Origin of the sequence: Bradyrhizobium sp. 157, assembly GCF_023073815.1 — a bacterium.
GTDB lineage: Bacteria > Pseudomonadota > Alphaproteobacteria > Rhizobiales > Xanthobacteraceae > Bradyrhizobium.
Genome location: NZ_JADPKF010000021.1, coordinates 67,204 through 90,864, shown reverse-complemented (window position 1 = coordinate 90,864; position 23,661 = coordinate 67,204). Strand labels below are relative to the sequence as shown.

At 58.0% G+C, this 23,661-nt stretch carries 12 protein-coding genes and 7 pseudogenes; 10 read left to right on the top strand and 9 right to left on the bottom strand.

Annotation, left to right across the window (positions count from 1 at the left end; translation table 11 throughout):
• The first annotated feature begins 137 nt into the window (after positions 1-137).
• A pseudogene (locus IVA95_RS04915) lies at positions 138-1,335 on the top strand (IS256 family transposase).
• 201 nt (positions 1,336-1,536) lie between these two features.
• On the opposite strand, the pseudogene IVA95_RS04910 reads toward IVA95_RS04915, so the two are convergent.
• The 4 genes and pseudogenes from IVA95_RS04910 to IVA95_RS04895 all read right to left on the bottom strand — a co-directional run.
• Positions 1,537-1,714: pseudogene (locus tag IVA95_RS04910) on the bottom strand (integrase core domain-containing protein); the annotation flags it as partial.
• 60 nt (positions 1,715-1,774) lie between these two features.
• On the bottom strand, positions 1,775-4,012 hold the full coding sequence (wecB, locus tag IVA95_RS04905; protein ID WP_247509479.1) for a UDP-N-acetylglucosamine 2-epimerase (non-hydrolyzing): 2,238 nt from the start codon (positions 4,010-4,012) through the stop codon (positions 1,775-1,777).
• A gap of 166 nt (positions 4,013-4,178) precedes the next feature.
• Entirely contained in the window at positions 4,179-5,420 is a 1,242-nt protein-coding gene (locus IVA95_RS04900; RefSeq protein ID WP_247509478.1) for a hypothetical protein, read from the bottom strand.
• 67 nt (positions 5,421-5,487) lie between these two features.
• Entirely contained in the window at positions 5,488-6,675 is a 1,188-nt protein-coding gene (locus IVA95_RS04895; RefSeq protein WP_247509477.1) for a Wzz/FepE/Etk N-terminal domain-containing protein, read from the bottom strand.
• A 679-nt stretch (positions 6,676-7,354) separates the two neighbouring features.
• Here IVA95_RS04895 and IVA95_RS04890 point away from each other — a divergent pair.
• Together IVA95_RS04890 and IVA95_RS04885 are read left to right on the top strand one after the other, a co-directional pair.
• Complete coding sequence (locus IVA95_RS04890) at positions 7,355-8,077, top strand: class I SAM-dependent methyltransferase (RefSeq protein ID WP_247509476.1); 723 nt, start codon at positions 7,355-7,357, stop codon at positions 8,075-8,077.
• Positions 8,078-8,134: 57 nt separating this feature from the next.
• Positions 8,135-8,356, top strand: a pseudogene (locus IVA95_RS04885) (hypothetical protein); the annotation flags it as partial.
• Positions 8,357-8,470: 114 nt separating this feature from the next.
• Here the strand turns inward: IVA95_RS04885 and IVA95_RS04880 are convergent.
• The gene (locus IVA95_RS04880) at positions 8,471-9,865 is read right to left on the bottom strand and encodes an undecaprenyl-phosphate glucose phosphotransferase (protein WP_247509475.1); all 1,395 of its coding nucleotides are present in this window, start codon (positions 9,863-9,865) and stop codon (positions 8,471-8,473) included.
• 378 nt (positions 9,866-10,243) lie between these two features.
• Between IVA95_RS04880 and IVA95_RS04875 the strand changes: the two genes are divergently transcribed.
• From IVA95_RS04875 to IVA95_RS04870, 3 genes and pseudogenes are all read left to right on the top strand, one after another.
• A complete protein-coding gene (locus IVA95_RS04875; RefSeq protein ID WP_247509474.1) occupies positions 10,244-11,656 on the top strand; it encodes a polysaccharide biosynthesis/export family protein in 1,413 nt (470 codons plus the stop codon).
• Between the two features lie 13 nt (positions 11,657-11,669).
• Positions 11,670-11,994: pseudogene (locus IVA95_RS38965) on the top strand (SDR family NAD-dependent epimerase/dehydratase); the annotation flags it as partial.
• 258 nt (positions 11,995-12,252) lie between these two features.
• Positions 12,253-14,412: a hypothetical protein gene (locus IVA95_RS04870; RefSeq protein ID WP_247509473.1), complete on the top strand. Its 2,160-nt coding sequence runs from the start codon at positions 12,253-12,255 to the stop codon at positions 14,410-14,412.
• Between the two features lie 147 nt (positions 14,413-14,559).
• On the opposite strand, the gene galE is transcribed toward IVA95_RS04870, so the two are convergent.
• The gene (gene galE, locus IVA95_RS04865; protein ID WP_247509472.1) at positions 14,560-15,609 is read right to left on the bottom strand and encodes a UDP-glucose 4-epimerase GalE; all 1,050 of its coding nucleotides are present in this window, start codon (positions 15,607-15,609) and stop codon (positions 14,560-14,562) included.
• 163 nt (positions 15,610-15,772) lie between these two features.
• On the bottom strand, positions 15,773-16,651 hold the full coding sequence (locus tag IVA95_RS04860; protein ID WP_247509471.1) for a response regulator transcription factor: 879 nt from the start codon (positions 16,649-16,651) through the stop codon (positions 15,773-15,775).
• A gap of 671 nt (positions 16,652-17,322) precedes the next feature.
• Here IVA95_RS04860 and IVA95_RS04855 point away from each other — a divergent pair.
• The 3 genes from IVA95_RS04855 (at position 17,323) to IVA95_RS04845 (ending at position 21,548) form a co-directional block, all read left to right on the top strand.
• Positions 17,323-18,003 carry a response regulator transcription factor gene (locus tag IVA95_RS04855; RefSeq protein WP_247509470.1) on the top strand — a complete coding sequence of 227 codons (681 nt, stop codon included), beginning with the start codon at positions 17,323-17,325 and terminating at the stop codon, positions 18,001-18,003.
• 913 nt (positions 18,004-18,916) lie between these two features.
• Positions 18,917-20,602 (top strand): AMP-binding protein, encoded by a 1,686-nt coding sequence (locus IVA95_RS04850; RefSeq protein WP_247509469.1) that lies wholly within the window; start codon positions 18,917-18,919, stop codon positions 20,600-20,602.
• 217 nt (positions 20,603-20,819) lie between these two features.
• A complete protein-coding gene (locus IVA95_RS04845) occupies positions 20,820-21,548 on the top strand; it encodes a thioesterase domain-containing protein (RefSeq protein WP_247509468.1) in 729 nt (242 codons plus the stop codon).
• Here the strand turns inward: IVA95_RS04845 and IVA95_RS04840 are convergent.
• Positions 21,545-22,159: pseudogene (locus IVA95_RS04840) on the bottom strand (hypothetical protein). The gene IVA95_RS04845 and the pseudogene IVA95_RS04840 overlap by 4 nt on opposite strands.
• Before the next feature lie 209 nt (positions 22,160-22,368).
• Between IVA95_RS04840 and IVA95_RS04830 the strand changes: the two are divergent.
• Positions 22,369-22,530, top strand: a pseudogene (locus IVA95_RS04830) (DUF3606 domain-containing protein); the annotation flags it as partial.
• A gap of 545 nt (positions 22,531-23,075) precedes the next feature.
• Here IVA95_RS04830 and IVA95_RS04825 read toward each other — a convergent pair.
• Positions 23,076-23,571: pseudogene (locus IVA95_RS04825) on the bottom strand (SDR family oxidoreductase).
• Positions 23,572-23,661 lie beyond the last annotated feature (90 nt).

Below are 23,661 nucleotides of genomic sequence, written 5' to 3'. Positions count from 1 at the left end.
TAGGGCTTGCCCGATTGGGTGGCTAGCGACGGGGCGATGGTGTGTGCGGGAGGTTTTGCAAAAGCTGAGAGGCTGAAGCGGTCATGGTAAGTCCGGTGGTTGCGAAGATCACCGCTCGATGAGGAGCTTGGACCACCATGACCGTGACGAAGATTAGGACGGAAGTATCGGCAGTCAAACAGCTTTTGGCCACGGACAAGGATTCCTGAGGCTGCTGATCCAGGCTGCGGTGCAGGAGACGCTCGAGGCCGAGATGACGGAGGCGGTGGGCGCCGAGAAGGGGGAACGCAGCGAGGGACGGCTCGGCTACCGGTCCGGCTACTATACGCGTTCGCTGATCACCCGTGTCGGCAAGCTGGAATGGCGTGTCCCGAAGAATCGCCAGGGGCGGTTCTCGACCGAACTGTTTGAGCGCTACCAGCACTCCGAGAACGCGCTGGTTGCGGCACTCGCGGAGATTTACGTGCAAGGCGTCTCGACGCGGAAGCTGAAGCAGGTCACCGAGGAACTGGTAGGGCACGCGTTCTCGGCCGCGGCGATCAGCGCCATCAACAAGCGGCTGGATGCGTCGCTGAAGGCGTTTTGTGAGCGCAAGTTGAAAGAACCCTATCCCTATCTGATCCTGGACGCCCGCTATGAACGGGTGCGCGAGGACGGGATTATTGCGAGCCACGCGGTGCTGATCGCGATCGGCGTCGACTGGGAAGGTCGGCGCCAAGTGCTGGCGGTGGAGTTGGCCAACCGAGAGAGCCGGTCGAGCTGGAAGGACTTTTTGGAGGCGCTGAAGGCGCGGGGCCCTGCACGGGGGTCGAGTCCGTCGTCTCCGACGATCATCCGGGCTTGAAGAAGGCGATCGCCGAAGTGCTCGCCGGCGTGTTCTGGCAGCGCTGCTATGTGCACTTCCTGCGCAACGCGCTCGATTATGTGCCGGGCAGGGTCGACGACGATTGCCTGCTGGAGCTGCGATGGATGTACGACCGGCGCGATCTCGCAGAGGTGCGGCGCGACCTGGCGGGGTGGCTTGCCAAGTGGAGCGGCAAATACCCCAAGCTCACCGGCTGGGTCGAGGACAACATCGAGGAGACGCTCACCGAATTCCGTCTGCCGTTGGCGCACCGCAAGCACATGAAGTCGACCAACATGCTGGAGCGGCTCAACGAGGAGATCCGGCAGCGCACCTACGTGGTGCGCATCTACCCCAACGGGGAGAGCTGTCTAAGACTCGTGCGGGCGCTCACCGTCGAGCGCCACGAGGCCTGTCTCGAAGACCACCGCTATCTGAACATGGATTTGTTGAAGGAGCACAAGAAGGAGGCGCTGCGTCAGGCGGCCTGACAGATGCTCAGGCCCACCAAAGGGATGGACGCCACCCCTCGCCGCCGCCGTCGCTCGCCAGCGCTGCGCTCCGGGCAAGCGAGCGACGGCGGCTCCAACGGGATGGCTTCACCGGACCCCATGATCGATTTTGCTGAACTTGACGCACATAACTGGGGTGATGCCGGAGCGCTCCACATAGCGCAGTGCCACATCCCGTCACGGGTGGGCATGTGGTAGCAAGCCCAGAGGGTATCTTCCATCCGGGCAGCGAGCGTGGCCGCGCACCGGTCCCATCGGCCTGCCAACGTCTGAGCGCAAAGCGGGCCTCGGCCAACGAAGCCAACAATGTTCCGTTCAACAATGCGTCGCGCCGCCGGTCGTTGAAGCTCTCGATGAAGGGCGCACTGCATGGGCCTTGCCCGGCGCAAATGTGGGGCCATCGGCCCAAGCAATCGCATCAGACGGCGTTGATCAACTTGTCAAACGAAAGCAGCGGAGAGTCGAACTTCCTGGATGCGTAGACCTTATGGTTCGAAAGAATGACCAACACGTCCGCCCAGCCGTCGACTCTTTCGATCGGGAACAGCTCGAGATCCCAATTCTTCACGAAGGGATCATGACAGCGGACTTCGTATTTTTTCGAGAGGAGCCTTGCGACCTCCAAAGCCGGAGTCTCGCGAGCATCGTCGACATCCGGCTTGTAACTCACTCCCAAAATGCCGATCCGCCTAACGCACGCGCCGATCTTGTTTTGAATTCGCTTGGCGGTATGCTTTGGCATCTCGTCGTTCAGCTCGCGCGCGGTCTTGATAAGCTTGAGATTGCCGATGTCTTCGGTCAAGAACCACGGATCGATGGCGATACAGTGGCCTCCGACGCCGATTCCCGGTTGCAAAATGTCGACGCGCGGATGCTTGTTCGCCAGCTTAATCGCGGCTGAGATGTTGAACCCGCACTTTTCGGCAATCAGGGAAAACTCGTTCGCGAGGGCGATATTGACGTCGCGGAAAGTGTTTTCCATGAGCTTTACGCACTCCGCGGTCACGAGGTTCGTCTGGTAAATCGCACCTTTCGTGAATGTCGAATAGAGACGCGCAGCTCTTTGTGCAGCCTCGGGCGACGTGCCACCGATGATGCGGTCGTTGTGGACGATTTCATGTAGCGTGTTGCCGGGAATCGCGCGCTCCGGGCAATGCGCGACTTCGACTTTCAAATGTTTCGATCGAAGGATCGGAAATACGATGTCTTCACAGGTTCTCGGTTTGATCGTCGATTCGATGATGAGGAGATTGCCGTCCTCCATGACTGGAAGCAGGCTGTTCACAGCCGAAAGGACGAAGGACAAATCGCACTTCCTGTTGTCGTGCGGAGTCGGTACGGCCACAACAAAAACATCGGCCGCCACCGGCTTCGTCTGACATATGAAGTTTCCGGTCTTCAAAGCCGCCGTCAGCAATTCCGAAATGCCTCTTTCTTCAAATGGGCAGTGACCGTTGTTGATCTTATTTACTTTTTTCTCGCTGAGATCAAAGCCGGTAACCTTTACGCCTGCGTTCGCAAACAAGAGGGAGGTCGGTAGTCCCATGTAACCAAGGCCCACAACGCAAACGGTATCCTGCGTTCGCGGAACCGGCCGAGGTTGTTGGCGCGTGACGACGTCGAGAATTGCCTCGGCAGTGTGGCCGTCTCCAAATGGATTTGTCCAGGGCTTCATCGAGCGATTGAGAGCCGCGACCATCGCCTCAGCGTCTCGATGCACCAAAACATTGGCGCCGACCTCAACGGTCTCGGGCCGTTCCGTCCGATCGCGAATCGTCACGCAAGGTACGCCGAGGATGCAAGCCTCTTCCTGCACTCCACCGGAATCCGTGATGACGGCCGTGCAATTCGAAAGCAACGTCAGAAAGTCCGAATAGCCGACGGGCTCGGTCCAGGTAAGATTCGCAGGCAAATCGATCCTGTTCTCCTTGAGAACTTTCTGCGTGCGATAGTGGATCGGCCAGCACACTTTTCCGGGGATTTTCGCGATCAGTTGGATGATTTCCTTCAGCGCATCCGGATCATCGACGTTCGCCGCCCGGTGGGACGTAAGAAGGTAATATCCCTTCCTTTGCAAGTTCAGCTCAGAAAGAATCCGACTCTTTACCTCCGCTTGAACCCGATGAGAAAGCAAGGCGTCGACAATCGTGTTGCCGACCTTGAAGATTTTGGACTCCGGTAGGCCTTCTTCCTTGAGGTGGCGAACCTGCAAGTCGGTGACGGCAAACAAATAGTCCGAAATATGATCGGCGATGATTCGGTTGCTTTCTTCGGGCATCGTCTGGTCAAACGAGCGCAATCCAGCCTCGATGTGCCCGACTTTGATATGAAGTTTGTGCGCAGCGAGTGCGCCGGCCACCACCGTGTTCGTATCTCCTTGAACGAGCAGTATATCGGGTTGCTCAGACACTAGGATCGGCTCCACCTCGATCAATATGCGGCCTGTTTGATTCGCGTGACCGCCGGAGCCGACATTCAAATTGTATTTCGGCGCAGGAAGGTCGAGCTCTGCGAAAAAGATCCCGTCGAGCTTCTCCGAGTAATGTTGCTTCGAATGAATGATGAAGTAGTCGAGCTTTCGCTTCTGGCACTCGCGAATGACCGGCGCCATTTTGATGATTTCGGGGCGAGTGCCAACAAGAATGGCGATCTTCATCTATTCACCATGAGCGGCGAGCATGCTCTCCGCTTCCCCTGGATCTGGCACACAGTCTGCTCGCGGCAATTGCCGCCGTTATCGAGCAGAAGCGCCTGTCATCCTTTGCAAGCGTGGCTCTATGATCGGTGAAGACGACCAAGTAAATGAGATCCGGTTAAACTGCCTATTCTAGAAACTTGGCTGCTAGGGTTCGATTTCGTTCGATCGCCGAGGCCCGTAACGATTCAATGCATGGATCGCCGTTGACGGGGCCTGACCGAGCCACGGCGAGTATCGCGTTGACAATCGCGGAGCTTTCGTGAGGAACGCATATGCCGCTCACAGCGCACTCCGGTGCGATGCCAATGTCAGGCCGCCGCCGCGTCCCGGAGACGAACACCCAACGGTCAGAGCTTGTCAAAACGTCCGTGACCTTGCTCGGTAGGAACGGGCTATTCCTCAGGTTTGCTTCAACGATCAGATTCACCGATGCGATGTTTGCGATGTATCTGCTAAAGGTATCCGGCAGCGAGCCTAAGAAAGAAACGCTACTTCCGAATTCCCCGTGCTCTAAGCTGTGCTTCAGGTTCTTGCCAACGGTGCCGATGAACGTGAACGGTATCCCATGAGTGTTGATGCACTCAGCCATTGCAGTCTTGAGTTGGGGGGTGAATCGTTCCTTGGATAGATCACCGACGTGAACCACCGAAGATCGGACGAGTTCGGCTATTTCCTTTGACGGAGTCTCGATGATGTCGTCTGCGAGATGGGTCGCGACGGCCAGCTTGTTGGAATTGCGTTCCAGTTCAGGGTAGGTGGCAAACATGCACTCGACCGCAGACGAATTAGTGTATAGGACCCGATCGAAGTGAGAGTATATTCTTGAGATCTGACATCTATTGTAGCGCCCGGCGAAGGGAAGCGCATACTTGCTATAGGGTGATGGTAGAGTTTGGTACGGCCACGGGTCCGAAAAGAAAGCAATCTTTCTCATTCCGCGAAGATGCTCGAGCTGCAGGCCGAGAAGGGGGATGAAGTAAGGTTGTGCGATGAAGATTGCAATGTCGGGACGGAATTCAGCCACCCGACGACGTAGAGCCCCAATTAGCAAATCGGAGTTCGGGTAAATGAAATTGTGCGTGAACTCCATGGCCGCTCTGTTGAGCGCCGCCGATTGAATTAGGTTTATCTTGCGGACGACGGTTTGGATCGTCGTCGAGGGGAGAAGCCGTACGACCTCCATTTCATCGGAAAATTGGGGGCTGCCGAGCTGTCCGGCCACGTCCTTATCGAGAGAAAGGACTGACACGACATTTCCCGTGCTGGCTAGGGTTCTGGCCAACCTCCTATTTTGAACCGCTCTTGCATCTATTCCATAAAGGAATGGACCGCAGACAATCAGGATTCTCAGAGTTGTCGCTCCCATTTGATCATTCAAAAAGGCCAAAGAGCTGGTCGAACGCGGCCGTCTTGATTACGCGTCTGGGCCGTCCCTAATCGCGGGTGGCGCGCGCTGCTAATGCACCGGGCTCCTCTCTCGGGCTCTGGCGGCGAAGCGATGACGAGGGAGCGGATGTAGAGTTCGGGCTGGCCAGAGTCGCTTCACCTTGCTGAAGAACCACCACAGGCGATACCGTGGTGCGGTCCCCCAAGGTGCGGACACCTCGATCTAACAGATCGCGCAGCATTCCGAAAGCGATGCCAAGAAGCACCCCTCCCACGGCCGATATTCCAAGCACGAGTGCCGCTCTTGGCGAACTGGCCTGCAAGGGAGGGGATGCTCCGGTGAGTAGATGCGCACGCGCCTCGAAGACTGGTGTGGCTTGCCGTTGCGCTTCCGTGTAACGTAGCGCACGGAGAAAATTATCATAGGTCCTTGCGGTGGTTTCCCCGGTGGCTTCCAGTTCGCGGAGGTCACCTTGCGTTTTCGTCAATTGCGATAGGGATGTTCCTGGATCGACGGGCTCTGCGGAATCCGCGACATTGTTCCTGTTCTTATGATAATTCGCCACTGCTTTTTGGGCATCTGCTGCCTGACTACTCAATTGGCTCAGCCGATCCTTGATCCATTTTTCACTTCGCAAAGACGAGCTATATTTTGCGTCCATTTGAGCTGCAATATATGTTTCCGCAACGGTGTTTAAGATCTGCGCCGCTCGGTCAGGGTCGGTGAAATCGAAGCTGACATTGATAATGTATGTAACACCGACGCGCTTTGCCGAAAGCTTGCGTTCGAACGATTCCACGGCATTTTGCATCACGCTAGATTCCGTTTCTGGCTTTCGCCAGCCAAGCAGCCGGGATATCGACCTGACCATTCCGCGCACGACGCCAACGTGCCCGCCAAATTCCTCTGCTAGACCTAGTTCTCGTATGACGGCACGAGCGATACCCTCAGACTTTATGATCGCAATCTGACTTTCCACGTTCGTTGACACGAGCCCAGCGTCTTCCTGAGCGGTTTTTTGTGAATCTACGATGAGTTGAACGTTGGCGGTAAATGTCGGTGCTGCAGCAATGAGATAGAATAGGCCAATGCCAAATGTTACCGAGCATGTCACCAATATAATCGAGAGCCGTCGTCGTATGAAGGCGACCCCTTCTGCAAGGGACTCGGCCGGCGAACGAAATTCTGGTGGCATGATGTCCGGATTCACCGAATGATCGATTGCCTGCAGCATTTCTCACACCAGCGCAAATGACTACGGAGGGTTCCGTACATCGAATCGGATTGTTCTTGTAGCCGCCGAAATTTTTTGGGGAGTGTAAAGGAGGACGAACCAATGAAGGACAAATTGATGAAGGACGAATCGGTGATAGAGGACGGCTGCGAAATAGGCCGCGACGGCAAGTAAGGTAGCCAATCGGCCCCTGTCGACGGTCGCTGAGTTTGCCCCGCCGACATGGACCGAATGTGCTGGAAATTCGGTAGAGGTCAGCAAACTGGTAAAGGACGCATAACCCATAGCACGAACGATCCCGCTCGCTGCCCGGCCAAAGCCAGCCGCATGCTTGGTAGCATTCGAGTTTCGGGGGAGGAATTGATACAAATGGGTAGAGTAGGGGTAACTACAATGGGGGTAGCCAGAATGATCTATTGAGCCGCGGCAGTGCGGAATTAGAATCGAAAAGTAATCGACTCGAACTGCTCGTTCCAATGGACCTGTTCCGCAAGCAGATGTGAGAAATTTCCATCCTCTGACGTCGTCCGTACAAGGAGCTGCCGCATGCCGAAATCCAGGCTGCGCAATGCTTTCATATTAATGTCGAGGCCCGATTCCGTCATCGTTGGGGGCTAAAATGGTAACGCCACCGCGGGCTCGATCGGCTCGTATTTTCGCTCCAGAGGAGGACTGCAGTATGTTGGAACACGATATAGATCCAGCCTACCATGCACGGGAGGCCAGCAAAAGCTTAGCTCTTGTCGATGTCATAAAAGACAATATCAGTATGCCAATAGACGACGTGCTTGTTGTCGGTTGCGGATCAGGGCGTGAAGCAGGTCTTCTCGCACGGGGACTTCAGTCCAAGACAGTGGGGATCGATATCCGAGGCGAGCTCTCTTTCGATCATATTGGATCCGCGCCGGCAAAACTAATTGAAATGGACGCTAGAGAGCTCCAGTTCCCCGATGGCACCTTTGATTTTGTTTTCTCATTCCATGCTCTTGAGCATATTCCTCATCCCGAGAAAGCAATCGCAGAGATGGCTCGTGTTCTGCGATCCGGTGGAGCTTATCTGGTCGGCACCCCAAACAGGCATCGCCTGATCGGCTACATGGGCGCAATAGGCTCGATAAAAGATAAAATCCGATGGAATTTTACTGATTTCAAGAAACGCTTGAAAGGAGAGTGGCGCAATGAAGCTGGCGCTCATGCAGGTTTCACGCAACGAGAGCTATTCGATCTGTGTTCTGCGGCGTTCGGCAGCAATCCAATCTCTGTCTCTGATCAGTACTATTCCAAGCTCTACGGAAGACTTGCAACTGGGTTGAGCTTAACTCAAATGGATTCAATCCTTCTCCCATGTGTCTACGTTATGGGGAAAAAGGCCTGCGCGTCTCCACCAAGTCCAAATTGCTGAGCAGATCCGCTACGACCTCAACCACCGGGACGGGCTTAGCCGCTTCATGACGGCCGTTGGCTTTGCGCCGGGGAAGTCGGGGCCGTGCTCTGCTTCGACGTCTCGAGGCTAGCCCGCAATGGCCGCGATTGGCACCACCGTCTTGAACTCTGCGGACTGGTCAACACCCGCGTTATTGATTTGTGTCTCCTTCTCGCTTCGCCGACATCGCTTCCGCGACGACCTCGACCGCTTGGGCTGCGTTCGTGTAGTCCTGCGCGCCTCGGTCGGGCTCGGCTTGGGTCTGTGGGACGACTGTCTTTTCCAACGCGCAGCGTAGCCCAACACAAAGCTCCGATGGACCTGTCGGGATTGTTGGCAAATCGGCCGATGGAGTATTTGTCCTCCAAATTCTCAATAGGCGTTTACGTAGATCTCTCTGGAAAAAAGCGTGAGTAGGATGATTCGTAGATCGAAAAGCAGCGACCAGTTATCGATATAGTATAAATCGTGTTCCACGCGTCGCTGCATTTTCTCGAGCGTATCAGTGTCGCCACGGTACCCGTTGACCTGAGCCCAACCAGTGATGCCGGGCTTGACATTGTGGCGACGGGAAAATGACGAAATCAGCTCGGCGAACGCCTCGTTTTGCGAGGTCGCATGTGGGCGGGGCCCGACGAGCGACATGTCGCCGACCAGGACATTCAACAACTGCGGAAGCTCATCGATATTGGTGTGACGCATAAAGCGTCCCAGACGAGTCACACGCGGATCGTGCCTGGTTGCCTGTCTGAAACTGTCGCCGTCCTCCATTACGGTCATCGACCTGAATTTCAGCACGCGAATGGTCTCGTTGTTGTAGCCGTGCCTGGTCTGGCGAAACAGCACCGGCCCGCGGGAATCGAGCTTGATCGCGAGCGGAACGATGACGAAGAGCGGGCTGACCACAATAAGTCCGGCGATTGCGGCGGCGACGTCGAATGCTCGCTTTATTGCCCGGTTGAAAGGAGTGAGGGGAGACTGGAAGACCCGCATCGTCACCATGTTGCCGAACTCGGTGATCCGCGACACGGCCATCAGATCCATTGCACCAACGGGGACGACGTGAACGTCAACCGGGAGCTCCGATAGGGCGCTGGAAAGCGCGAGGGCGGCCGGGATATCCGAGTCCGAAATCAAGATGACGATGTCGTCTGCCCGGAGGGGCCGGCAGTCCGCGACCAGCTGACGGGCATGAGATAGCACTTGAACGGCGCCGGCGCGCGCGGGTACCGAGGAGTCGGCGCGGAACGTCGAAAAGTCGAACGCGCGGATAGTCCGAATTCCGGTAGCGGCCGCTCGCGCGGAAAAATGCAGGCAGTGGCTCGGGTCTCCTACAAGAATGATGCGCCTTGCGTCGATCAGCCCCGACGCAACAGCAAGCTGTAGTACTGAGAACCATATTGCCCGTGTGCCGAGCACCGTGAGGAGGACACTCCCAGCCTGGACGATGACAGTCGCGCGCGAGTAGTCCAGGGAAACTTTCAGAACGAATATCGTTGAGATGAAGAAGGAGAATACGAGGAAGACGCTAGTGGCGCCGCTCCATAGGAAGACGTGGCGGGGCTGCGTCAGGATCCGGGAATATTGCCGAAGCCCTACGGAAGCGAGCAACTCCAATGTGGAAATCAGAAGGGATTCCTGAATATACCTGGTGGGATCCGGCGGGGACAGCACGACCAATCGATGATAGAGAACAGCTGCGAAATAGGCCGCACCGGCTACCAGTAGGAATTCGGTACTTGCTGCCAATACTAACAGGGCAGCCAATCGGCTCCTTCCAACGCCTGCTCGGACCGCTCGTCCCCCATCTACAGAACGTGCCGAAGGCTTGATGGAGGCCGGCAAATCGGTAAAGGACGCATAAGTCATAGCACTCTGCCACCCAGCCAATCACACCAAGTTGCCAAGAAGTCAGTAGCACTCGGACCACTGGGTGGAAATTGCCTATAAATGGGTAATGTGAGGAGTAACTATGATGGTCGATTGAGCCGCGGCAGTGCGGGACTAAATTGTAAGAAGGCAATGCGCGGCCCCGCGCCTGTAAGGAAATCGAACGTTGATTTTGCGGATCGCCCGTTGACAGTTGTCCGACGGTAGCGATGTCGGCGCGCTGCTGTCACGCGCAGAATTGAAGGACTTCATCGGATGAGCACGTTGGTAAAGAGAGTTGTCGTTTTACCGAACTCGATGTTGCGCAATCGTTTCGATATCGATGTGTTTGGCAGTAACCTAGGCCGTTGCATCACATGGGGCTTGGCGGCCGTTGGTCTGTCAATTTTCGTCACTCAGGCAAAGGCCGATTATCGAGTAAGCATTGGAGATGTGCTGGAGATCGCGGTGGCGGGGCTGCCGGAGCTGCGGCATCGTGCTGCCGTCCAAATGGACGGGAATATCTCATTGCCGCTGGTCGGAGTGCTTCCAGTGGCCGGCCAGCCCTTACCCCAGATCCGAGCGAAAATCGGGGCCGCACTGGCCAGCAAGGTGTTTCGACAGAGGGCTGCGGATGGCCGTGAGGCCGTCATCGTCATAGACGCGGATGAGGTCATGACGACCGTGGCGGAATACAGGCCGATATATATAAATGGAGACGTCTCGAAGCCGGGTGAGTACCCATATCGTCCGTCCATCACCGCACGCCAACTCGTCGCCGTGGCAGGCGGCTACGACATCATGCGTATTAGAATGAATAACCCGTATCTCGAGTCAGCAGACTTGAGAGCCGAGTATGGATCGCTTTGGACAGAACTCGCCAAAGAACAGGCGCGTATGTGGCGCATCAAGAATGAGCTCGGAGAGGGGACGCAGCTCAATCCAGGGATTCTGACGGACGTGCCCATGGCTCGATCGGCGATATCGGAAATCGTCAATGCGGAAACGGAATATTTGAAGACGAAGCAGAGTGATTATCAGCAGGAAAAGGCGTTCCTTCAGCGCGGCGTCCGACAGGGAGAGGATCAGGTCCGCGTGCTCTCGGAGCAGCAGAAAAAAGAGGAAGAGGGGTTTCAGTCAGACCTCGAAGAACTGCAGAAAGCGTCCGATCTCTACGGCAAGGGGTCGTTGACCAGCCCTCGCGTGACGGATGCGCGGCGCGCGGTGTTGCTGTCAGCAACTCGGAAGCTGCAGACCTACGCGCAGCTCCTGCAGGTCAAGAAGCAACAGGACGAGGTCACCAGAAAGCTGTTAAAGCTCGACGACCAGCGGAGGCTTGACCTGCTCCGTGAGCTGCAAGACACCAGCGTAAAACTCAACCAAATTCGCGAAAAGCTGCAGAGCGTCGGCGAGAAGCTTCAGTACACCGCGATGGTTCGATCACAGCTCGTACGAGGAGCCGGCAGTAAGCCCGACATCGCCATCATTAGAAAAGGCGAAAAAGGGCCGGAACAGATTATCGCAAGCGAAGATACCGAATTGCAGCCGGGTGACGCCGTCGAGCTCACCCTGCGATACCAGGACGGTCTTGACGCGACTCCCCGTAGGCTAAGCAATTCAAATCTCCCAACAGGGGCAGGCTGGGCCGATGCGACCGCGGCCGATTCGCCGCGCGTCGGCACCAGGTGACGAGGGCTATCGCTTGATAGATGGTCTTGTGCGCCTCATGGACAGTCGCGCTTCATTCACCGGGCCTGTCAATTTGGGAAATGAAGGAGAATTCAGCATTCGCGAACTCGGGGAACTGGTGCTCGCCGAAACCGGCTCCTCGTCAAAACTCGTCAATTTACCGTTGCCCCGCGACGATCCTAGACAACGCCGACCCGATACTTCCCTCGCCAAAACCGAATTGGGCTGGCAACCGATCGTAAGACTGCAAGACGGTGAGGCCGACCGTTGCATTTTTTCGCCGCGACCGCGCACGCCGATCCCGCAAACAGGAGGAGCCACATCTGGTCGCCGTCTAAGCTTGAACGGAAATAGTTGATGCGTTCCATCGCTGGCGGCTCCTCAGGACGCCAAGACGTTCGCCCAGGGGCGCGCGACCGGAGGGAATGATGGATGCAATGCTCAAGGCATCGTGTCCCGGTACAGGTAGGCACAACGCGCGGTAGCCTAATCCCGAAGAGGTAGGAAGGCTCCTCCTACGAGTAATAGGATTGGCACCGGCGGGGCGCTAATGACGAATCGCAACAGGCCTTGTCACCATGCGATGGAGATTACCCATGGGGCGCGCCATCATTCTCAACGAGAAAGTTGACACTGCCTGCGACGTCGCCGGTGCCTCACGCGGTGAAGGTGAATCGGACGAGGCACCCTTTGTGCCGGAGGCAATGAAGCACCTGCCCACGCAGGGTCGATCCGCGACCGCATGGATAGCCGCGACCATGCTCGCTATGACATGGGCGTCGGAAACCCAGTCCTCCCCGGATCACGCGCGGCACCTGGCGGATGCGCAACACGCGATGGCTGCCCGCAATTTCGAGTCCCATCGAATAGCGGGTTATGGCGACTTCGGGTCCCTGCCGGTGGGCATGCGCAGCGACGACAAATCGGTGCAGGTTGCGCAAGCAACGACCGGCGATGAAGGACTCCCTCCGGAACAGAAACGCCACTGGACGGAGACACTGTTATTTGAGCTCACGATTGCAAGGCGCGATATCGAGCTGCTGCAACGTCTCGAGCAGGAGCTCGACCGGGCCGAGCGGCAGGAGCAGGCGCTTGCGGCTGCGCGGCGCGACGTCGAAGCCCAGGTCGCGCTGGCGCAGAAGGCGAGCGAGGAAGCGTCTCGGCTGAAACGGGAGGGTGGCACGGCGGAGGTGCAAACGTCTTTGCGACAGGAGCGCGAGCGGTCCGCGCAGCTGGAACAGGATCTCGCGGCAGCGCGGCGTGATGTCGAGGCGCAGACCGCGCTCGCGGCAAAGGCAATCCAGGAGGTCTTACAGCGGAAGCAGGCGGCCGAAGCCGGTGCCGACGAGCTGAGGCAATCAATACAGAAGGCCGACGCACTCGCGCATGACCTCTCGATGACACGCAACGCGATGTATGCATCCGAGGCTGAGGCCCGAAGAGCCGGAGACGAAGCGGCGGAGCTCAGGCAGGCCATTGCAAACGGCGAGCCATCGCTTTGCAAATCTGCACAGGACGAGCACGACCGATCGGAACGGCTGGAGCAGCATCTTGCGGCGGCGCGACGCGAAGTCGACACCCAGACGGCACTGGCGGCGAAAGCAAGCGAGGAAGCGTCCCGGCTGAAACAGGTAAGCGAGAGCAGCGAAGCGGAACTGCAGAAGTCTCTGCAACAGGAGCGCGAGCGGTCCGCGCGGCTGGAGCAGGATCTTGTGGCGGCGCGGCGCGACGTTGAGACCCAGACGGCACTGGCGGCGAAAGCAAGCGAGCAAGCGTCCCGGCTGCAACAGGCTAGGGGGGGCAACGAAGCGGAGTTGCAGAAGTCTTTGCAGCAGGAGCGCGAGCGGTCCGCGCAGCAGGAGCAGAATCTTGCGGCGGCACGGCGCGACGTCGAAACCCAGACAGCACTGGCGGCAAAGGCAACCGAGGAAGTTCTGCGGTCGAAGCGGGCCGCGGAAGCAGATGCTGCCGAGCTGAGGCAATCGATGCAGAAGGAGCGCAAAAGGGCCGACGCACTTGCGCAAGACCTCTCGATCGCGCGCAGCGCGACCTATGCATATGAGGCTCAGGCCCGCAAGGTTGGAGACGAGGTGGCCGAACTCAGACAGGCGGCTGCAAACGGCGCGCTGTCGCTTCGCAACTCCGCACAGGACGGGCGCGATCGGACGACACGGCTGGAAGAGGATCTCGTAACCGCACGTCGGGATCTCGATGCGCAGGCGGCCTTGGCGGCCAGCGCGAGCGAGGAGGTCGCGCGGACAAGGCAGGCAGCGGAGCGCGACTCAGCCTCGTTGCGCAGCTCGCTGCAGCAGGAGCGGGCTAGGGCCGAACAGCTCGAGCGGGATCTTGCGCTTGCGAAACAGGTTCCATCCAATGCGGTGACGGTTGGCTCGATCGCGCGGAACGAGCCTACGGAAAACGCGAAGTCAATCGCCGAGTCACCAGCAGCGGGCGTTCGGAGCGATGCCCAGCCCAATTCTAAGAAAGCCGCGGTGGCAGCGTTGCTGGCGCGTGCGAGCGCGCTGCTCGGGCAGGGCAACATAGGCTCGGCGCGGATTGTGCTGGAGCGCGCCGTCGAGATGGGTAGCGTCCAGGCAAGCTTCTCGCTCGCAGAAACCTATGATCCCTTGATCCTTGCCAAATGGGGAACTATCGGAACCCGCGGCGATGCGGCCAGAGCGCAAGACCTCTACGCGAAAGCCGACGCCGCAGGAATCAAGGAGGCAAAAGCGCGGATTGAGGCGCTGCGTCGGTAGTTGGGCAAACACGGAAAGTGTCCGAGACGGCTATATTGAGCGGGAGCGCCGGCCATATTTGGGCAGACGCTCGTTGTTTTTTCATCCACGCCCAGATTATGCAGTTGCCCTGCCGTGGCCGCGAGGCCCTGCTATATGTGAACGATTTCAATGAACGGGCTGCGCCTGCTCGCGGACCTTCAAGACCTGGGTGCCACGATAGCCATTTGGGTTTTTCATCTGCCAACGCCAATGGTCGGCGCACATCTGCGTCAATGATCGCCTTGATGTCCAACCCAATAATCTCTTCGCGAGCGTCGGATCAGCATAACAGATTGCAACATCACCGACCCTGCGTTCCTCGATCACATAGGGAATTCGCCTGCCGCTCACGACCTCGAATGTCCGAACCAACTCCAAGACGCTGCTGCCGCTTCCTGTTCCGAGATTGACGGTCAGTACGCCGGGCTGTTTCAGGTGGCTCAGCGCACTTAGATGCCCGGATGCAAGATCTACGACATGAATGAAGTCGCGGATTCCCGTACCATCCGAAGTATCATAGTCGTTTCCCCAAATGTGTAGCTTCTCACGCTTTCCGATTGCCACTTGCGCCACAAACGGCAACAGGTTGTTCGGAACGCCCAAAGGGTCTTCACCGATGAGCCCGCTTTCATGCGCACCAACCGGATTGAAGTAGCGCAGAATACCAATCCGCCAACTTTCGTCGGACCTGTAAATATCCTTTAGTATTTCTTCGATGAAAAGCTTTGTGCGGCCGTACGGATTTGTCGGTCCGACGGGATGCTTCTCGTCCAACGGTAGGTACACGGGAGTCCCATAAACGGTTGCGGACGAACTGAAAACGAGCGTCTTCACGCTTGCTCTCGTCATGGCTGACACCAGCCGCATCGTTCCCAAGACGTTGTTCTCGTAATAGGTCATGGGCCGTACGTTGGAATCGCCTACCGCCTTGAACCCCGCGAGGTGAATAACGGCGGTCACTTCGTAAGCACGCAATATCCCGTACATCGCCTCTTCATTACAGATGTCGGCATGTCGAAAGACGAGCGATCGTCCGCAGATGGTTTGCGCACGTTCGAGAGACGCTTCGTTGCTGTTGGAGAGGTTATCGACCGCGACGACATCGAGCCCAGCGTCAAGTAACGCGACAGAGACATGGGACCCGATGTAGCCAGCGCCTCCGGTCAATAGGATCATGTTGGAGCTTTCCGTTTGGCACTTGCGCAGTCATGCCGGTGCCCCGCTGGCCTCGATCTAGTCCTACACAAGATCGTGCACAACCGGCTCAGGCCCAATCGACAGCCTCGGTGTAATTCCGCTCAAGAACCAAAGGCCGCGAGAGTCCTGATAGTTGCCCGGCCTATTTTCCGAGCCGTGCTGTTCCGCTGCGCATCAGGCGGCCAATGTTGGTAGCCTTCACGCGATTTGTGGGTTGATGGATCAACTCTGGTCGTACTACTCCCTCGATCTGCTTGCTATCGGAAACAATCGGGAGCGAATCCGGAAATTGCTCGCTTGTACTGGAGCCTTCAATTATCGGTCGCACCAGTGAACAGTTGTTCATGCCCCAAATTGCAGCCTGGGTCCGGTTCTGGACCCGGATCTTGCGAAGGATCGCCTTGACGTGGACCTTCACGGTCGCCTCCGCGATATCGATCTTCCGCGCGATGGACTTGTTGGAATCGCCCGCGATCAGGCATTGCATGATTGATTTTTCCCGGGGGGATAGTTGTAGCGTCATGCTTCGCTCCGCGGTGAAGGCGATCGCCCGAGCATTGTCGTTGCGCGGCTCCGGCTTGGCGAAGTGGTCGCTTTCAGGGTGGAGAACGGATGACATGAATGCCGGCGGGAAGATTATTTCGCCCATCATCACCAGTTCAATGGATTTGACGAATACATCGCACGTCATGACGTCGACGAAATAGCCGCTGGCGCCCGCCTGGAGGGCCGCAAGCATCTCTTCTAGCCGATAGTGATCGGCCACGACCGCAATGCGTGCTTTCGGATGCCGCTCCCGCAAGAGCTCAATTTGTTCGACGGCGGTTTCAAAATCATCGCCCGCATGGACAATGAGAACCAGCGATGGGTGCGATTGGAGTTTGTTCGGCGACAAATCATCAGCGCATGACACCGAGGCAAGGGTGCGAAAATTTGCCGCGCTTAGAATTCTAGCAATACCCTCTCTGATTAGAACGCTTTTCCCGACGATGAACGTTTCACAAGATTGCCGCCTCCGCATTCTACCCTCCCAGCCTTTATGCAATTTGACAATTTCGACAATTCAAGAACGTCGTAGTTCCAGCGCGAATCAGCGCTTTTCCGGTCGATTGATTCTTTCCACTCCTTCCATTCTAGATTTGGTAGGATCGGTAGGGTAGAACTGTTCTGATTTCACAATGTTGGGTTGATAAATTTAGGTCGCCCAAAATTAGTAGGCGTTTTTGTGGATGTTAGATTCGAATTCCCGCTATCCAAATATACCTTTGGGTATAAGCCCTACGTGACGTGCGAGGTATGTCGTTCATAGGAGCAAACGCCTTTCTTACGTCCAGATGAGGTGGTCGCGACATTTCTACGCGGACTAAAAGTTCGAAGTCTTCGAGGGTTGCCAGAATTTCGATCGAAGGTACCAACCTTGCCAGAACTTGATCCACTAGCGCTCTAGAGGGTGGAAGGGGCGTACTCGCGCTAAACGAAACCCGCAGTTCTACGGGTGCTCTCGTCTTCCAGGAATGTGAGAGTATCTTGGGAACGCGCGGGCAAGGGGAAGCCAATCTCTCACGCCTTCGTTTTTGCGATGCGGCATTAGCCACGCCCGTCGTGGTCGATGTATATTGTGGCATCGAGCAGGCGAGATGAACAAAGGCTGGGGGGCGGGGTTAAGATTGGGGACAGGCTGAGGACTGCCCAATGCGTAGTATCACCGTGGTGATTGCGGATCGGCATCCCGTAGTTTTGAAGGGCTTGAGCAATGTGCTTGGGGCCCACTCCGATTTCAAGATTGTTGCATCTTTCACGGATGGTCCGGGCTGCGTCGAAGCAATTCGGAATCTAGCGCCGGACATAGCTATTCTCGACGGCTCGATGCCGGGCGTGAGCGGGCGGGAGATTCTCTCCATCGTAAATCCCGAGAATCCGTCCACGCGGGTCGTCTTTTTCATCTCGTCTGAAGTGGAACATGAGCTGGCCATGTCCGCCACGGCCGACGGTTTCAGCTTTATTTCAAAGGATGTGGCGCCCGAGATTCTCGTGCAGCTCTTACGCCAGATTGCGGGAGGCCGACGGCTGCTGCCGCTGTCCATGGCCGATCAGGCTGCATTTCGGGAGCAAAGCGCGATCACGGAGAACGCACTCGCTGTGCTGACAGACCGCGAGCGCCAGATCATGCGGTTGGTGTCCGAAGGGCTGTCGAATAAGGAAATCGGCCGGCGCCTGAACATTAGCAACGGCACTATCAAAGTGCATCTTCATCACATCTTCCAAAAGCTTGAAATCAGCAACCGGACAGTACTCGCGGCCATTGCGATCTCGCAGAATGACGGTGCGGATGTCGTCCCGGAACATGAATCATCGCGGGTTCGTCGCGGTTAGCAACGAACGTTGCGTGCGGACATTCCCGAAGACGAGCCGTCCCAATCGTTAGCGCGCGGTGACCGCCCCACGACGGAACCCTAATGCCAGTCATGCGCATCGCAACGGCTGCCGAGAAATGACGACAGCGTTACTGCACCCGCTCCGTCGACGGCACAGTCTGCTGCGAGCAAACCTGCCAAAGCGAAGGAGAAGCATGCAGTGAAGTGGGCCGGCCCACGGTGGTCATGCGCGGCGTGCATCAAGGTCTCCCTGTGATCGGGTTAGTGTGGCACACGCCAAGAACGTGCAGATCGCGGCCGAGCCGCAGATGACCTCAGCCGGCGGACTGTAGGCGGACAGGGCGCCGCCGGAGGAGAACAAGGCGTTCAGGTGGGGCAGGCGGCTGCCCCGGACACGATCGTGCCGTCCTCATGGCTAGGGCTGGGAGAACCTGTGGGCGAAAGGAAACGGCGGAGGGAGGTCATCCGCCACAAGGGGCCCGCGGGAGGCTCACGCCGGCCCGCGGGAGCGGTCCACAAGTCGCGCCCGCAATCGCCCATTCCGTCCTCCAGACTGCGTGGCCGAGAATCCGCACAGGGCTTGAGAGGGTTGCGAGAACGCGCTCCGCAGAGACAGTCGTCTCACTACTGAGGCCGGTTCGTTCGATGGACGGGAACCCGAGCCATTCGCTTAAACGGCCCCAACCAGGGGCCGCCAACCCGAACGATACGGGTTTTCTTCCAGCAGTCGGGGGGCGCCTTTCGGCTGGAGCACTGAAATCAACCCTCAGCAATTCCGATTGTTCTTTGGCCTCCGCCAAGCAGTTCTGGGCATGGAAATTAATGATTAGTGGCGGTCCATTTCCTGCCATTACCACTTTCTCCCGATAAAATTGACTGCGCTCCGACGGAGCAGCCAAAAGGACGTTCTAATGCGCGATGGGACAGAGGCTGAAACCAAATTAACGCTGGGCCAAGTCATCGGTCAGATTGCAAGTTCGTTCCCACACGAGCCTGCGATCGTCTCCACCACGTTTGCGCCTCTGACGTACCGCGATCTTCAGCGGCAGTTGGATGGCATCCGCCGGCAGTTGCGTTTGGCTGGGTTCGATCGCAACGCCCGGATCGGGATACTCCTGCCGAACAGCGCGGAGGCGGTTCTCACAATTGTTGCAGTAGCCTGCTGCATCGCGGTTCCTCTTGATCCGCGGCTGTCCCGGACGGAGATCGATCAGCGTCTCGACATGCTGCGCCTGAACGCCGTTCTCGTGCCGGAAGGCGGTGCCTCTGAAGCTCGCCAGGCCGCTGAGCGGAGAAGCCTCGCCATCATCGAAGCCGCTGTCGGACAAGGTCAGCTTGGACTCAATATCGCCGTGCAGGTCTCCAACTCCCCTGCGATCGACGCTGAGCCTGATCCGAGCTCGCCCGCCTTCATCCTGCAGACGTCGGGCACGACCGCACAGCCAAAGCTCATTCCGTTCAGTCATAGCAATATGCTGGCGGCGGCCGCACGGGTTCAGGCCTGGTTCGGCCTCACGCCCTGGGACCGTTGCCTGAGCGTGTCGTCCCCTTACTATTCCCACGGGCTTAAAGTAACGGTCTTCACACCGCTCCTGACGGGCGGCAGCATTGCGATCCCCGCGAACAGTGCCGTCCTGGCGCTGGATGAGTGGCTCGATGTCCTGCGGCCGACTTGGTACTCGGCAGGCCCCGCGCTTCACGCTGCCGTATTGGACAAGGCAAAAAGCCTTGAGAATGCGGAGGCGGCGCACACTCTGCGGTTCCTCGTATCGGGTGGCGCGCCGCTTCCGGAGGAGGTGCAGAACGGCCTGCAGCGCATTTTGGGCGTGGCGGTGCTGGAGCATTACGGCTCCAGCGAAGCCGCGCAAATCGCCGCCAACTTGCCGCCGCCCGGGCCCAACAGGCAAGGGACTTGCGGGCAACCTTGGCCTGATACGGTGGCCATTGTGGGTGAGGATGGACATCCCTTGCCAGCCGGCGAGCGGGGTGAGATCTGGGTACGTGGTCCGACCGTGATGTCTGGCTATCTCGATGCGCCGGAACTCAATCAAGCTGCTTTCATAGGGGGTTGGTTTCGCACGGGCGATATCGGCAGCCTCGACGGAGACGGCTTCCTGTCCCTGCACGTCCGCCTGAGTGAACTGATCAACCGCGGCGGTGAGAAGATCGCCCCTGCTGAGATCGAAACCGCGCTACTACGCCATCCGGCCATAGCCGAAGCCGCAGCTTTCGCAACCCCCCATCCACGCCTTGGCGATGACGTCGCAGCGGCCGTTGTTGCCCATCCTGGCGCGCAGACGACAACCGCGGAGCTTCGCCAGTTCCTGCAACGCGAGTTGGCCTCGTTCAAGATTCCGCGGCGCATTCTGATCCTCGACCAACTGCCGAAGGGCGCGACGGGAAAGGTTCAACGGCGACGGCTGCGCGAGTCGTTCGACGGGCTGTTGGGTCATCAGGGGGCGATGCCTCCCCCTGCTGTGAGCAAAGGGCCATTGGATATGGAAGCTGAATTGCTGACCCTATGGCGCAGGCTGCTCAAGTCCGAGGCTGTAACGGTCGACGATGATTTTTTGCCCGGGGTGGTGACTCCCTTCTAGCGATGGAAATGCTCATCGAGGTCGAGCGGCTCATCGGCCACCCCGTACCGGAAACGATCCTGTTCGGGGCAGAAACAATCCGGCAACTTGCACCAAGAATCGCCATGCATACGGGCACGCCGGCGACCCCGATCTTCCAGTTCAGTGCCTGTAGCCATCGGCCCCCCTGTACTTCTTCAATGGAGATCTCGTCAGCGGCCACTCGTGTGTGCGGCGGATGGTGGAGCTTTTCGGGCCCGATTACCCGATCATCTCTATCGATCCCCATGGTCTCCATGGGGAGCCGATTCCACCGTCGATCGAGGAAATGGCCGCCGACCGCCTGCCGCTTATTCTGGAGAGGCAGACCAGCGGTCCGTTTCTCCTGGGCGGCAAATGCAATGGCGCCATGGTGGCGTTCGAAGCAGCCCGCCTGCTGATGGCAGCCGGCCACAAGATTGATATGGTTGCGATGGTCGACCCGCCGACCGTCAGTGCCCGTCCAGCGCTGCGGGCGATCATCGGGCTGATGAAGCCCATAGTTTCGCCTTACCTTCTGCGCTGGACGTATGAACTGATGGCCCGGCTGGAGCGAGTTTCCAAGGCGTTGACGAGCCAGCAGATTACGATCGCCAAGCTCGAGATTCCGCCGGCGTTGTGGGACGCTTATTCAATCGCAATGGCGCAATATCTTCCGGCACCGCTCGAGGTCCCTGTGGCCTTTTACGCGGCCGACCACGACGGCCGGGGGTGGCGGCATCTCAGTTCTGACCTCCAAGTGATCCAGGTGCCTGGGGGACATCCTGGCTGCCTGACTATCGGCGCTGAACTGCTGGTTGAGCATCTGCGGCAAAAAATTGATGTTCTGGCTGACGTCGTGCCTCCGCCATTGAACCGCACACGTCTCGGACGCCGGGCTGGATTGGCATGTGACGATAATCAGGGCGCTCATGCGTCGGGAGGTTAATCAGTCCGCGAGATGACGGTGATTTGAAACTCCAGTGCACGAACCGACCTGATGCCGCGGTGGACCGCGAACGCAGCGGGAAGATCTGGTCTCATAGCCGCTCCCATACCGTCACATTTGAAACGATCGGTCCCGGCACTTTCCGGACATGGCCCGATGTCCGGCCTGAGTCTGCTATCTGAAGCCAAAAAGGACGTTTGCACGCCTCTTGTTGGTGAGTCGATGTCAAAGCTTTCGCTATATTGGATGTCGGTCTTCTCGATCAGCTTTTTCAGATGTGCCTTGCGCTCGAACAGCGGCAGCTTCCGGAGGTCGTATCCGTTCAGATAGAGCAGGTCGAAGGCGATCATCACCAGGTGGGTCGACTTGCCGCGCAATTCGTTTTGCAGCACGGTGTCGATTGTGCCTTCGGCGGCGGGCGCCCGCTACCTTGCCATCAATAATCGCGCTGCCGGCATTGATCAGTACGCGTCGGCTGCGACCTTGCTGAAGCGCCTGGTCCAGTCATTGCCGCGGCGGGTGAATATCTTGATCGCGTCGTTAAGGATGTGGAGCTGGACACGGTAACCGTCGAACTTGATCTCATGGATCCAGCGATCGCCTGACGGCACCTTCTCGGTTCACGTCGCCAGCGCGGGCTCGACGAATCCGGGGAAGGGCGCTTTCACGCCGATCGCCGCCGCCTTTTTACGCTGAAACGCCACAACAAAACTCCACGCCACTAAAGCCGATTCAAACTGGCAAAGATCGAATCGTTCCGATCGGGAAAAACTGGAACTCGCCGCATTATCACGCCACGCATGATGGGAGGTAATGCAGGATGGCAAAGGCAAAGAAGAAGTCGAGTCGCGGACGCCAGCAGGATCGCGCGCGGGTCGCTGGCGGACAGTATTACGAAATGAGCTACGAGGCGAAGAAGACGAAGAGATCCGCGAGCGCGGTAAAGAAGGCCGTCAAGAAGGTCGGCAGCAGCCGCAAGCGTGCCGCTGGGGCCCTTCTCGCGTTTGGAGGAAACATTGGTCTTATGTTCAGTATTGGACTGACGTTGCTAAGCTTTCCCGCTTTCATGTTGCGCGCCGGATAGGCCCCACTTATCTGGCTGAGAAGGAAGCGACTTGAATGGCCTCGGCGCACGGCTCGCGCTGGGGCCATTTTTATGGTCCCAGCGAGTCATAAGAGGAATTTGACTCCGATCATATTTCTCGCTCGCCAAATTGCTATGCACCTGATCGGTCAGTGGCGACCACCCATGTCCCGGCCCGATGCCGAAGCCGTGCCCGGAAAAGCCGGCTGCTTACGGCGGCCGATAAGCACATAGCGCTCGTCGAACAGATGTCTGGTTCGAAGACTGGTCGGCGCATCTTGCGCTACCTGCTGTATAAAGACGTGAACCGGTACATCGATCTGCGGACCCTGGGAGCGCCGGCCGCCTCTGAAGCCGGCCGGTCAGATGCAATGCCCTGACGAACCGGCACGAGGCTCTCGCTCTTCGAACGGGTGACCACCGCGCTTGCTTTCGCTGCGCATTCACACCCAGCCACCGTCCACCACGTAATGCTGCGCGGTGCAGGCCGATGCTTCCTCGGATGCAAGGAAGACCGTGAATCTCGCGATCTCGTCCGGCATGAGCTTCCGCTTCAGGCATTGCCGGCGCATTAGCTCGGCCTCGCTTTCCGGCGTCAGCCATTTTTCGAGCTGGCGCTCGGTCATGATCCAGCCGGGCGCGATCGCGTTCACACGGATATTGGAGGGGCCGTAGTCGCGTGCGAGTGAGCGCGTCAATCCGATGACACCGGATTTGCTCGCCATGCCGCCTTGCCCCACCATCCAGGAGGTCGAGCCGAAATTGATGATGGCCGGAAAGCTCCCGCGCGAGACTGATGCCCGCCTCGTCCGCGATATCGAAGAAGACGACGGTCGATTGCTGGCGCGCGAAGCCGCGCACGATCGCTTCTCCGATGCCGGATGCGCCACCGGTGACCAGCACGACTTTGCCGGCGAGATCGGGATAGATGGCGACCATGCTTCCTCAAACGGTGCTCGTGTGGCCGAAGGCAGGATTTCGGCGATTATGTAAACTGCGATCCACCGGAATGCGCGTCGTGAGTTCTTC